12 protein-coding genes are annotated in these 13073 nt (G+C 47.5%); 10 read left to right on the top strand and 2 right to left on the bottom strand.

What is annotated here, in order from left to right; genetic code table 11:
• The first annotated feature begins 130 nt into the window (after nt 1–130).
• The 7 genes from AF331_RS06055 (at nt 131) to AF331_RS06025 (ending at nt 7028) form a co-directional block, all read left to right on the top strand.
• Nucleotides 131–832: a glycosyltransferase family 2 protein gene (locus tag AF331_RS06055; RefSeq protein ID WP_053427227.1), complete on the top strand. Its 702-nt coding sequence runs from the start codon at nt 131–133 to the stop codon at nt 830–832.
• A complete protein-coding gene (locus tag AF331_RS06050; RefSeq protein WP_053427226.1) occupies nt 829–1788 on the top strand; it encodes a hypothetical protein in 960 nt (319 codons plus the stop codon). The genes AF331_RS06055 and AF331_RS06050 overlap by 4 nt, the downstream gene beginning before the upstream one ends.
• Nucleotides 1789–1970: 182 nt before the next feature.
• Nucleotides 1971–3179 carry a glycosyltransferase family 4 protein gene (locus AF331_RS06045; RefSeq protein ID WP_053427225.1) on the top strand — a complete coding sequence of 403 codons (1209 nt, stop codon included), beginning with the start codon at nt 1971–1973 and terminating at the stop codon, nt 3177–3179.
• 97 nt (nt 3180–3276) lie between these two features.
• Nucleotides 3277–4371, top strand: a complete 1095-nt coding sequence (wecB, locus tag AF331_RS06040) for a non-hydrolyzing UDP-N-acetylglucosamine 2-epimerase (protein WP_053427224.1) — start codon at nt 3277–3279, stop codon at nt 4369–4371.
• Nucleotides 4361–5353: an SDR family NAD(P)-dependent oxidoreductase gene (locus AF331_RS06035; protein ID WP_053427223.1), complete on the top strand. Its 993-nt coding sequence runs from the start codon at nt 4361–4363 to the stop codon at nt 5351–5353. The genes wecB and AF331_RS06035 overlap by 11 nt, the downstream gene beginning before the upstream one ends.
• Entirely contained in the window at nt 5350–6165 is an 816-nt protein-coding gene (locus AF331_RS06030) for an SDR family oxidoreductase (protein ID WP_053427222.1), read from the top strand. Before AF331_RS06035 ends, AF331_RS06030 begins: the two co-directional genes overlap by 4 nt.
• Entirely contained in the window at nt 6147–7028 is an 882-nt protein-coding gene (locus AF331_RS06025) for an NAD-dependent epimerase/dehydratase family protein (protein WP_082346780.1), read from the top strand. The genes AF331_RS06030 and AF331_RS06025 overlap by 19 nt, the downstream gene beginning before the upstream one ends.
• Nucleotides 7029–7062: 34 nt before the next feature.
• On the opposite strand, the gene AF331_RS06020 is transcribed toward AF331_RS06025, so the two are convergent.
• The gene (locus AF331_RS06020) at nt 7063–7944 is read right to left on the bottom strand and encodes a glycosyltransferase family 2 protein (protein WP_053427220.1); all 882 of its coding nucleotides are present in this window, start codon (nt 7942–7944) and stop codon (nt 7063–7065) included.
• Between the two features lie 122 nt (nt 7945–8066).
• Between AF331_RS06020 and AF331_RS06015 the strand changes: the two genes are divergently transcribed.
• Complete coding sequence (locus AF331_RS06015; protein WP_152915547.1) at nt 8067–9227, top strand: hypothetical protein; 1161 nt, start codon at nt 8067–8069, stop codon at nt 9225–9227.
• Between the two features lie 255 nt (nt 9228–9482).
• Here AF331_RS06015 and AF331_RS06010 read toward each other — a convergent pair whose 3' ends face one another.
• Nucleotides 9483–10445 (bottom strand): coiled-coil domain-containing protein, encoded by a 963-nt coding sequence (locus AF331_RS06010; RefSeq protein ID WP_152915546.1) that lies wholly within the window; start codon nt 10443–10445, stop codon nt 9483–9485.
• A gap of 303 nt (nt 10446–10748) precedes the next feature.
• Here AF331_RS06010 and miaB point away from each other — a divergent pair, with 303 nt between their 5' ends.
• Nucleotides 10749–12305, top strand: coding sequence for a tRNA (N6-isopentenyl adenosine(37)-C2)-methylthiotransferase MiaB (gene miaB, locus AF331_RS06005; protein ID WP_053427217.1), 1557 nt, complete (start codon nt 10749–10751; stop codon nt 12303–12305).
• Between the two features lies 1 nt (nt 12306).
• Complete coding sequence (locus AF331_RS06000) at nt 12307–12738, top strand: YlbF/YmcA family competence regulator (protein ID WP_053427216.1); 432 nt, start codon at nt 12307–12309, stop codon at nt 12736–12738.
• Nucleotides 12739–13073 lie beyond the last annotated feature (335 nt).

The following is a 13073-nucleotide window of genomic DNA, read 5'->3' as shown; positions in this document are numbered from 1 at the left end:
CAGGTATATGTAAGACACGGGAAGTTGTACAGGACATTCAGGGAATAACCGCTGAAATTCCTGATTTTACTGTCAACGGAAACAAGCTTTACATAGTATGGAGAAGAAAAGCTTATGAGGGGGTGAAAGGATGATTCCAAAAGTGTCTATTATCATTCCGTTCTATAATTGTGCTTACGTGGATCAGGCAATCGAGAGCGCCCTCAATCAATCGTATCCGGCAATCGAAGTGATTGTGGTGAACGATGGCTCCACCATGCATCTGGAAAAGCTTGAACCTTATGCCGATCGGATTACGATCCTCCATAAAGTCAATGGAGGAACGGCAACAGCATTGAACTGGGGAATGGATACGGCTACAGGGACCTATACCGCCTGGCTCAGTTCCGATGATCTGTTCCTCCCGGAGAAGATATCCCTGCAAGTCGAGTATATGGAGCGGAACCGGATCGACCTCTGCTTCAGCGATTATCTTCTCATTACCGATAAAGGAACAGAATGGATGTGGTCGGTCAATGAATCCTTCGAGGATATAAAAAGGCTGGAAGACGTTCTGGCGTATCGCAATCCCATAAACGGGTCAACGATGCTCATGAAGAGGATGATCTTCACGGAAGCCGGATTCTTCGAGCCGAAGCACCGTTTCACCCATGATTATGAGATGTGGATGCGGCTGATGATGAAGGGATACTCATTTGGTTATCTTCATTTGCCCCTCATCAAGTATCGCACCCACCCGGCATCGGGTAGCATGAACCATCAAGCCGATATCCGCCGGGAAATGAATGACCTGCAGTTGCTATATGGAGAGAAAAGGAGTGAAGAAGATTGAGAGAACTTATCCTTTCGGGTGCCACCCAGAAAGCCGGTCTGAAGAAGGACTGGGAACAATTTAAAAAAGGGCTCGTCCTTTCGTTTCACACAAAATCGCAGCAGATTCAAAAGGTGATTGAATATATCTCACCACCGGCCGTGTGTGCTGATGATGACCCCTCGATATCGTTTACGGCCGCTACGCTGAGGAAGAACAAGCTCTATGTGCCGACTCATACAGAAATATTGGTATACGATTTGAATACCTATCAGCTCGAGAAGTATTTCACCTATCCTTCATTGAATGATGTTCATCACGTGTATCCAAGAGCCAACGGGAATCTGCTTATTTGTAACACAGGGCTTGATATGGTGATCGAAACGTCCCCTAAAGGTGTGATCCTGAACGAGTGGAATGTAGGCAGGGGCGGGCCTTGGAAAAGTTTTGATCCGTCGATCGACTACCGGAAAGTCCCTACCACCAAACCCCATACACATCACCCGAACTTTGTGTTTGAACTGGACGATGAAATATGGGTCACAAGATGCCTGCAGAAAGACGCGATCTGTTTGACCGATCCTTGGAAAGAGATCACGATCGGCAGGCAGCTCATCCATGATGGAGTCCTTTATAAGAACCATTTGTATTTCACGCAGGTGGACGGCCACATCATCAAAGTGAATGCAGGGAGCCTGCAGGTCGTTCAGGATATCGACCTCACAACCGTCGGCTCACATGAGGAAAAGCTGGGGTGGTGCAGGGGGATCAAACCGCTTACCGAGGACATCATCCTGGTGGGATTCACACGGATCAGACCGTCAAGCAGGGTGAATGAAGATGGCTCCAGGGAGTATTACGGTCAGCACGGATTCCTTCCAACCCGTGTAGCCTGTTATAACATCAAGGAAATGGCTTTGATGTGGGAGAAGGATCTTGAGCCCCATGGAATGAATGCCATCTATTCAATTAGCTGATTAAAGGAGAGTGGAAGAGTTGTTGCCCAGAAAAAATACCTATCGATATCCCGGCAGGAGTGTGCCCATTTCGGCTAAAAAACCGCTTCCAAAACCCCATATGAATACACAATCGAAATATGCCATCCCAGATCCACGTCTGAGAGAACTGCTCGACCGGCATACAGGGGGATGGTGAACCGATGAAAATCCTGATTGCTACCATCTTCCCATTACCCGGAGGCGGCATTTGGTCATTTGTCTCCAATCTTCATGATGGTCTTGTTGCAAAAGGGCACTCCGTCGATATCATCTGCTCGAACTCTACAAACACTCAGGTATTGAATCTCTTAAAAGGGAATACGATCGAACTACTACCCTTCAGGCCCATGGTCGAGCGGAAGCTGAAGAAGTCCATTCCGAGATTGATTGAGGATCCATGGGTGTATCATGCAGAAGTGAACAGATATCTTTTTGAACGTGGACTGGCAGAACATGATTTGTCGCAATATGACCTCATCCACTGTCAGGATGTCCTGTCGGCGGTATCGATCAGCAGGATGAAACCTGCCCATACACCCATGGTTACATCCATCCATGGTTTTTTGTCCGGAGCGATCTTCCATCAAATCAAAGCGACTAATCCCGGCAGATCCGATGGTGATATCTGGAGCAGTTTCGTCCTTCAGTATTACGCCAGGTTGGAGAAAATCGGCTATGACAGCAGTACAACTCTCCATACGTCAAGCAGGTGGATGAGGGGCATCCTGCTGAATCAATACAGCGTACCTTCTTATAAGATCATGACCTTCAACTATGGGGTTCCCATCGAACAATTCCCTGCATATCCCGGAAAGCGTCCTTCAGGAAAGTGTACCATTGTGGCCATCAGCAGATTAGTGTACCTGAAAGGCCTCCACCACCTTCTGGAGTCGCTCGAAATGCTCTCTCCCTCACTGGAATGGGAATGCCAGATCCTGGGAGAAGGTGAGATGCAGGAGAAACTGGTGGCTCAGGCAAGGCAGCTTGGGATTGAATCCAAGGTGAGCTTCCTTGGTAACCGGAATGATGTTGTGCAGATTCTGCAGAAGGCAGACGTTCTGGTCATTCCGAGCCTTCAGGAAAATCAGCCGTTCGCTGTCATCGAGGCGCAAATGATGGGGGTGCCGGTCATTTCCTCCAATGCTGGAGGTCTTCCGGAAATGGTCGATCATCAAGGAACGGGTCTGATCGTGGAGAAAGGAAACAGCCTCCAGCTCTCCAATGCATTGGATCTTATCATCCGACACCCAGCGGAACGGGATCGTATGGGGCAGCAAGCTTGGAAACAGAGCAGGGAAAAATGGGGTCTCCCATCCCTCATTGAGAATGCTGAGGCATTCTATCAGTCAGCGATGAATTTGAATACCTGATGGATGCGCCTTTTTATCAAAACATGGTGAAGAGTCTAGGACAGCTCCCGTATTCTATCATAAAGTATTAAGACGAAACAGAAAGGAGAGGTCACAGGTGAAAATCGTTACAGTACTGGGGACGAGGCCGGAGATCATCAGGCTGAGCCTCATCATGAAAAAGCTTGATCAACTTGCGGATCGGCATGTCATCGTGCATACAGGGCAGAACTTCACCCACTCATTGAACGGTGTGTTCTATCAGGAGCTTGGTCTGCGTGCACCTGACTACGTCCTGTCGGATAAGCAGCAGTCACTTGGCAAGCAGCTATCTGCCTTATATGAAGGACTTGAAGAGATACTGATCCGCGAGAAGCCGGATAAAGTGCTTGTGCTTGGCGACACGAATAGCGGGCTGAGTGCCATCCTGGCCGAACGGATGATGATTCCTGTCGTCCACATGGAAGCAGGGAACCGCTGCTTCGATTTGAATGTACCGGAAGAGAAGAATCGGAAGATCATCGATTCAGTCTCGTCATTCAATCTCGTTTATACGCCGTATAGCAAAACCAATCTTCTCAATGAAGGAATGACACCAAGCAAAATCATCACAACCGGCAATCCCATCTATGAAGTTCTGAAGCATTATGAAACGGACATTGATTCCAGCACCATACTTAAAGAACTTTCATTAGAAGAAAGGGACTATTTCCTGGCTACGATCCACAGGGCAGAAAACGTAGACAACCCCCACCACCTCACCTCCATCATCCAAGCCATGAACACCATTGCGACCACCTACAAAAAAAGAATCATCTTCAGCGCACATCCGAGAACACGCTCCAAGTTATTGGCCATGCCTGATCTATCCATCGATCCAAGAATTGAATTCCATGAACCATTCGGATTCTTTGATTTCATACAGCTCGAAAAAAAGGCGTATTGCGTATTGACCGATAGCGGAACGGTCCAGGAAGAGTGCTGTATCTTCCATGTGCCGGCCGTAACAGTCAGGAAGACGACCGAAAGACCGGAAACGGTTGACTGTGGCAGTAACTTCATTTCCGGCCTGGTGGAAGCGAACATCGTCAACGGCGTGAACGTCATGTGTTCCAAGACTGCAAATTGGAAGTGTCCTGCAGAATACTTGGATGAACATGTGTCGGATAAAGTGATCAATATACTTTTAGGAGGGACAGAAATTGTTTACTAATAAAACCATCTTAGTAACGGGAGGAACGGGATCGTGGGGTAACGAACTCGTATCCCAGCTTCTTGAGAAAAATCCGAAGGAAATCAGGATCTTCTCCCGGAATGAAACCAGTCAGGTACTGACAAAGCAAAAATTCGAGAACGACCCGCGCCTGACGTTCCTGATCGGGGACGTGCGTGATAAGGAAGCAGTGATGGAGGCGGCTCAGAAAGTCGATTACATCTTCCATCTTGCGGCACTTAAACATGTACCGGTGTGTGAGCATCAGCCTCTTGAGGCCCTGAAGACGAATGTGATGGGTACCCAGAATATCATCGACGCCGCCATTGAAAATGAAGTGGAGAAGGTGATCAATATCTCCACTGACAAAGCGGCCAACCCGTCCAATTTCTATGGGTTTACGAAAGCGATGGGAGAAAAACTGATCATCAATGCCAATGTCCTGACGGATAAAACGAAATTTGTTTGTGTACGGGGCGGGAATGTACTGGGGACAAACGGAAGCGTCATCCACGTCTTCAAGCATAGCATCAAGGAAAAGTCGAAAATCGGGATTACGGATAAAAACATGACCCGTTTCTTCCTCACCATCAAAGATGCCATCAAGCTGTTGTTCAAGGCCACCTACGAAAGCCATGGGGGAGAAATCTTCGTCATGAAGATGCCGACGTGCAAGATCATGGATCTGGCTCAAGTACTCATCGATCGATATTCACCTGATCAGGAAGTGACAGTGGAGGAACTCGGGATCCGACCGGGGGAAAAACTGCATGAATTGCTTTTGACGGAGTTTGAAAGCCACAACACAATTGTATATGACAACGAATACTTCGTCATTCTCCCCACCATTCATATTGAAGGATTAACAGAATTTTACAAAGACTTCCCGCAGGTCGATCTTGATACGTATTCCTCAAGTGATAACATCATCAATTACGATCAGATCAAGTCCATGCTGAAGGACGGGGGCTTTCTGGAATGAGGATCCTCGTATTGGGGGGCAGGGGCATGGCCGGCCATGTCATCACTTCCTATATGAAAAAGCAGGGACATGACGTCCTCTACACCACCAGGAATGAAGACGGGATCCAACTTGATGTAACAAGCCTTGCCGCTGTAAGGAATGTCATCTTGCATCACAAGCCGGATGTGCTCATCAATGCCGTCGGACTCCTGAATGGAGATGCAGAGGCCAGACTCAAGGACGCCATCATCGTTAATGGCCTTCTGCCCCATTTTTTGACGGAAGTACTGGATGAATACGGTGGAAAACTTATCCATATCAGTACAGATTGCGTCTTTTCAGGAGAAAAGGGAAGCTATGTAGAGAATGATGAGAAGGATGGCACCACTGCCTATTCCAAGACGAAGGCGATCGGGGAGGTGACCCGCTCACCTCATCTGACCATCAGAACTTCGATCATCGGACCTGAATTGAAGGAGAATGGAATCGGTCTCTTTCACTGGTTCTTAAAGCAACATGGTGAAGTGAAAGGATATGCGAATGTATTTTGGAACGGTGTGACCACCCTCGAACTTGCCAAAGCCATCGATCACTTGATCCCGACTGGTGTAACAGGACTCTATCATCTGTGCACACCGGGAAGAATCAGTAAGTATGAGCTCCTTCAACTTTTCAAAGAAGTTCTCAAAAAAGATGACGTGACCATCACAGCGTCCCTGACTCCGGTTCATGATAAGACGCTCGTGCATACCCGGAAAGACGTTCATTATCCGGTTCAGGATTACAAAAACATGCTCATAGAAATGGTCGAATGGATGCGACAAAAATGAAACGGGTCCTTGTGACCGGAGCCTCGGGGTTCACGGGACGTCACGCTTGTGCCTTGTTTGCAGGCATGGGTCACACAGTGTACGGTCTAGTGAGGAAACCGACAATGATGAAAGATGTGACGCTTGTTCCATGCGATATTATGGATGAACAGCAAGTGAAACGGGTGGTGCAGGAGGTGAACCCCGACATCACGCTTCATCTCGCTGCGCAGAATCACGGTGGTGTTGCCTGGGAGAAGCCTGCTTTCACATTCCGCATAAATGTACTGGGAACCTTGAATCTGTTGGAAGCCTTGAGGATCTGCGCACCGAAGTCTATCATATTGATCACGGGTTCGGTACTGGAATGGAACGCCGGCTCTCAGCCGGCGCATCCATATGGCGTATCCAAGCTCATGCAGACGGGCCTTGCTTCCTCCTGGTCTACACTTTTCGGATTGGATGTTCGGATTGCCCGCTCCTCTAACTTATGCGGTCCGGGAGAATCAACCGGCATCTGCTCCCTTTTAGCAAGGAGCTGTGTGGAAGAGAAGAAAGCTTTTCACTTCGCCAATGTACTCGATCAAAGGGATTTCCTAGACGTCAGGGACGCGGTTTGTGCCTATGAGAGGATTATTGCAAATGGAGAGCGCGGAGGGAATTATACGGTGGCCTCCGGTCGGAACCGGACCCTTCTGGAAGTAGCGAGGGCTATAAGGGATATAGCTGGAAGCGGAATCACCTTCAGTACAGACCTCTTTCAGCGAACTGTCCAGGAGGTGTACCCTGCGGTAGAAACCCGGGGTCTGGGATGGGAACCGGCCATTCCGTTCACACAAACATTGGAAGATATCCATGACTATATGAAAACAACAAAAAGGTAATCGGGATGATTACCTTTTTGTTGTTTTCGCAAGATCAGAAGTAGATCGAAAATTTCTTGAATAGTGTATCGATGCTGGTCTTCCTTTTTTTCATATACTCTGTTCTTTTTTGGAGCACCCCGTCCTGGAGCACCTTTCGGTCAATCTTGATGGATGAACCATGCACAATCAGGGATTTGGCCCTTTCAATCCTGGCGTCATCAAAATGAAGATAGGCCATTCTCATGAGGTTGTAGTAGATCCCCTCGTAGTTCACACTGTACGGGTGGGCCGTCCTGAACAAATGGAGGATGGTCACCGTAGGATCGCAGTGGCATCGGTATCCGAAAAGCCAAAGTTTGATCGAAATTTCTACATCTTCGTGCCCCCACGAATAAAATCCAGGTTCAAAACCGCCGATATCATCGAATGTCTCTTTCTTCATGACAATGCATGCACCGGGAAGGATAGCTGTTTCAAAAAGCCCCCTCCCTCTGGGGTTCCACTTAATCTTCAGTGAAGGAGTCAAAGATTGTCCGTATCCTACGATGGAGGGGTCTTCCAGTGAACCGATGGCTGGACAAACGGCATCTGTCACCCCGCTTGCCAGTGGATAGACAAGACGATCCAACCAGAAATGCTCAAAGGTCATATGGGCATCACAAAAAGCGATATAAGGGTAGTGTGCAGCTTCCGCCCCCAGATTCCTGGCAACAGAGGGACCTACCCCTTCTGCCCGTACATAGATCACTTTTTGTTTATGTTCATAGGTTGGGAGAAAGGCGAAGCCGTCATCGGTGGACGAATCGTCCACAAGGATCGCCTCGACCTCGACATTCGTCTTGACGTTGAAAAGGGAATCCAACGTCATCTTTACATTCTTTCCTTCGTTCTTCACAGGGAATACAACGGAAACTTTGGGTATATGCCTGCTCATCTCGACGCTCCTTTACTACATGCCTCTGAATCAGTGTATGTGGCTTCGGTCCGACCGTGAATCATGCAGATAACATAAGTCAGGGGATGAGTTCATAAGATGAGTATTGGGTGATGCACATGGTGAAATGGAAAGTGGATGGAAGAGAGATGGGGGAGCTTGCAGATCACCTCCTTCCGTATATTCAATGGTTTTGCGCAGAGTATAAGTTCGAGTATAAAAGGGATCGATCAGGAGAGATGGAGGTATTTTCACCATTGTTCGGAAAGGAAGTGGAGGTAGCTGTAACCGGGATCAAAGAAGAAGCTTTTTTTCGTGTGTTCAAATCCATTATGGAGTTTAATGGAATGAAAGTTCGCACAGCAAAAAACAGGGAAGAGGAACCACCGGACAAATTCATCGATGTCCAATTTGCTCAGACGGAAGATAAAGAACGATCACTCTCGTTCGGATTTTCCAATGCCGTCGAGGCAGTCGATGTTAAAAGTCTTATTAAAATCTATCAAGGAGATATTAAATTCGGGAGCATCAACGTGCTGCCAGGAAGACCTTTTGACCATCGATATCGCTTTGTTTTCAAGGGCAGGGAGTGGGATGACTTCCTTTCTGTGGAAGCCCCGTCCATTGTGGCAAACTGCATGCTGAAATCCATCCTGAAGACGGATTTGATTCCATACCTGACCCTTTTGTCCATCGGAGGAGCGCCTCCACCTATGAAGCCGATCGACACCCCAGTAAAAGAAGCAAGGGTGCAGGAAATCGAAGACAGGGAATATGAAGAAGCGAAGAGAAGGAAACAGCAACAGCGCACCGAGAAAATCGTGAGCGCTCATTCTTACTTTGATTACAATGTTTTGCCGAATCGGAAGCTGGATAAGTATACGGTGAAAGCTGATTTCTTCATTAAAAATACAGGGACAGCCGTTCTCGAAAATCCAAAGCTCTGTTTCCGTGTCGATCCTCATGACCGGGTCGAAATCGGCGGTCAGATCCTTCCTCCTGAAATGAGTGAGCTTTTCTCCCTCCAAGGCCAGACCGGAGCGCAAGGATGGCAGTATGCAGGCAAGGATTGGCTTGAAAAGGCGTATGAAACAGGGGAATACTGGATTGAATCCATTCAACCTCTTCAAATGGCTCCGGGCGAAACCATCAAGGTGGAAGGCGTACAGTTTTCAATCGAATCCCTCGATGAACAAACTGCTGCCACGATCGTGGGGTTTGTATATGTGGAAGGGGAGAATCTACAGATCCAGTCACAAAACAAAATCCTCATTACATTTTAATGGTTAGGCTGGAACAAATGTGTTTAAGTCATGGAAAGACCCGAATTCATTTACCGAAAATAAGGTGAATGAATTCGGGTCTTTCATTTCTTCATGACAATTTACATTGATTCATTTACATGATTGGAGTGCAAGGCGAAGACTCCCGGGAAAAGAGTGGAACACCGTAGGATTGCAGGGGAGACTTACAGGCTACAGAACAAATGGAGGTCCTGCACTGAAATCGTCAAAAACCTGGTTCGACAGCACCTTCTTTTATGATTCGGATTTGGAGGTCCGTATGGAACTGGGCTTGATCTGGCGCCTGCGATGATGTTCGATCATCCCTTTCAGCTCCTGGACCTGAGAGGATAGGGAATGATTCGTCGAGCGGATGGACTGGATTTCCTCATAGAATCGGCGATCCGTTTCTTCGATCAGCTCCTGCATGAATACATGCTGTCGCTGAATGCCGAGTATCTGGAGAGCCTCTATATCATCCAACCTTTCTTCCTGTTCTTTCCTCTTTTGATCTATATCCCCGAATCTTGATTCCATAAGCCATTCGTAATCCTTCATTTCCTCCTGGATCCCTGCCATCATTTCTTTGATGAACGTCATCTTTTCGATTTCGGCTACTTTCAACTGTTCTTTTGCTCGTTCAAGGGAAGTTAGGGCGATGGTACGCTCAGATACCAACTTCTCGAACTGTTCCGTTTTCGTAATCAGGCTTTTGAAAAGGTCGTTCTTGGAATCCTCCGAACGGCAGAGAGCTTTTCTCAAATCTTCGATATGGGCTTGTTGATTGAGCAATTTCTCATCCTTCTTCAACGCATCGGTTTTGATGCGATCATACCATTCTCTCAATGCATCATTCTCATCCGTAAGAGCAGAGACTTCCAGCTCCCGTGTTGAGATCGTTCCGTTCAGTTGAGCTTTTTTCTCATTCAGGATATTGACTTCACCCTGTATGGTGAGGAATTTTTCCTTCCATTTATGCAGGGAGGATTCAGAGGCCAACAATTGCTCACGTAGATTGCCTGCTTCTGCGGTGATCTCCTCTGATATTTGGAAAAAATGATTCCGATCCTTGATTAATTCTTCCTCGATTGCCTGCTGAGATGCGATTTCGTCCAGAGAGGCTTCCCATTGTAATTGAACTTCTGATAGGCGCTTCTTATAAAAAGCTGCTTCTGCAAACAATGCCCCCCGACTCAGACGGGCAATCTCTTGTTTCAATAGGTGCAACTGTGATTTTAAATAGATGGTTTCCCCGTTTTCGATATAATACGAGGGGTGTTTTTCTTCCTGTCTGATGACCTTCTCCTCCTCGATCGTTCGTTCATTTTACCGTATGCACCCCTCGTCGCGGCGCAACCGGGGAGAATGCCCAATTTGTGCGGCATTGTTGATAGATGCAGGGAGCTATTGTATGATCTTCCAAAAACCGATATACTTAAACAAGCAGAATACCTTCTTATTGAAGCGGTTACAGTGCGGGGAGGTCGTTCTCTCGTTACAAAGCTAGAAAGGGGACTACTCATGAATGAGGAACAGCGAAAACATGGACAGCAGGCTAATCCGACATCAGCTAAAAGCGAGAAGGATTACAGTCAATATTTTCAGAGCGTCTATATTCCGCCTTCGTTGAAAGAAGCAAAAAAACGCGGGAAAGAGGAAGTCCAGTATCATAATGACTTCACCATTGATGATAAATTCAAAGGCCTTGGAACAGGAAGGAAATTCTACATACGTACATACGGTTGTCAGATGAACGAACACGATACCGAGGTCATGGCCGGGATCTTCATGGCCCTGGGCTATGAGGCAACGAATAACACGGATGACGCGGATGTAATCCTTTTGAATACATGTGCCATCCGGGAGAATGCCGAGAACAAAGTGTTCGGGGAGCTCGGTCACCTTAAAGCGCTGAAACGGGAGAATCCGGGACTGCTCATCGGCGTATGCGGCTGTATGTCACAGGAAGAATCCGTCGTCAAAAAAATCTTGAAAACGTATCAGCAAGTCGATATGATCTTTGGTACCCATAATATCCACAGACTCCCTGAAATCCTTTCAGAGGCATATATGTCCAAGGCCATGGTCGTGGAGGTCTGGTCCAAGGAAGGGGATGTGATCGAGAACCTTCCGAAGGTGCGCAGGGGAAATATCAAGGCTTGGGTGAATATCATGTATGGCTGCGATAAGTTTTGCACGTACTGCATCGTACCCTATACACGCGGTAAAGAGCGGAGCAGAAGACCGGAAGAAATCATCCAGGAAGTACGGTCGCTGGCCGCTCGAGGGTATGAGGAAGTCACCCTTCTTGGCCAGAACGTCAATGCATACGGTAAGGATATTGAAGACATGGACTACGGACTCGGTGACCTGATGGACGAATTGAGGAAGATCGATATCCCTAGGATCCGCTTTACAACCAGTCATCCACGCGATTTTGATGATCATCTGATCGAAGTCCTTGCGAAAAGAGGGAATCTCGTCGAACACATCCATCTTCCTGTTCAGTCCGGTTCCACTTCTGTCCTGAAGATCATGGCCAGAAAGTATTCCCGTGAGGTCTTTCTTGACCTCGTGGAAAGAATCAAGACGGCCATGCCGGATGTGGCCCTGACCACAGACATCATCGTCGGTTATCCGAATGAAACAGAAGAGCAATTCGAAGAGACCCTTTCCTTGTACAGGGAGGTGGGCTTTGAATCGGCCTACACGTACATCTACTCCCCGCGGGAAGGGACCCCTGCGGCCAAAATGACGGATAACGTCCCAGACGATGTGAAAAAAGACCGTCTGCGCAGACTGAACGCAGTGGTCAATGAGTTTTCCGGGAAATCCCTCCTGCCCTATAAAGGCGAAATCGTGGAAGTCCTTGTAGAAGGGGAGAGTAAGAAGAATCCGGAGGTGCTCGCCGGATATACAAGAAGGAGCAAACTAGTGAATTTCAAAGCCCCCAAGACGGCCATTGGCAAAATCGTGAAGGTGAAGATCACCGATACCAAAAGCTGGTCGCTCGACGGGGAAATGATCGAAGAAGGTCTAATCGGATCTGAATTTCAAATACCGGCAGAGGTGAACTGATATGGCGAAATATACAAAAGACGATATTATCAAGCATGCAGGCAATCTAGCACAAATGATTGCAGATACAGAAGAAGTGGACTTCTTCAAACGTGCAGAGGCACAGATTCACGAAAATCAAAAAGTGAGAGAAATGATTGCAAGCATCAAGAGCCTTCAAAAGCAGGCGGTCAACTTCCAACACTACGGTAAAAGCGAAGCACTGAAGATGGTTGAAGCGAAAATTGAAAACCTGGAAAAAGAAATTGACGCTATTCCCATTGTCCAGCAGTTTAAAGAATCCCAAGAAGATGTGAATGATCTGCTTCAGATCGTAGCATCGGTCATCTCCAACAATGTGACCGACCACATCATCGAAACGACCGGCGGGGACATCCTAAGGGGAGAAACCGGGTCTCAGGTCCGTAATTCCATGCCGGGCAGCTGCTCATAAGTTTCCCATTAGATAAGGCTGAAACAAACATGTTTTAATCATCATAAAACCCGAATTGTTGCCTGCTGTAAGGCAATAATTCGGGTTTTCATTTGTTTAATGAGCTTTTTTATGGTGTCTAACGGTGACTGGACTGCAAGGCGGAGACGACTGCGGGAAGAGTGGCACCCTGAAGGCATGCCGGGGAGGAACGCCGGCTCCCCGCAGAAAGCAAAAACTTGCAGAGAAATCGGTTTAAAGAACCTAAATGGATCGTGTCCGTCATGACCGGCGCCATGGTCCCAACAACATATCTCTTCGTCCATCGTTGCGCCTCGCATACGCTCTCTTTTCGT

This window comes from Rossellomorea marisflavi, from assembly GCF_001274775.1.
Classification (GTDB): Bacteria; Bacillota; Bacilli; order Bacillales; family Bacillaceae_B; genus Rossellomorea; species Rossellomorea marisflavi.
The sequence above is the reverse complement of the archived record's forward strand: the minus strand, read 5'-3'. Positions and strand labels throughout refer to the sequence as shown.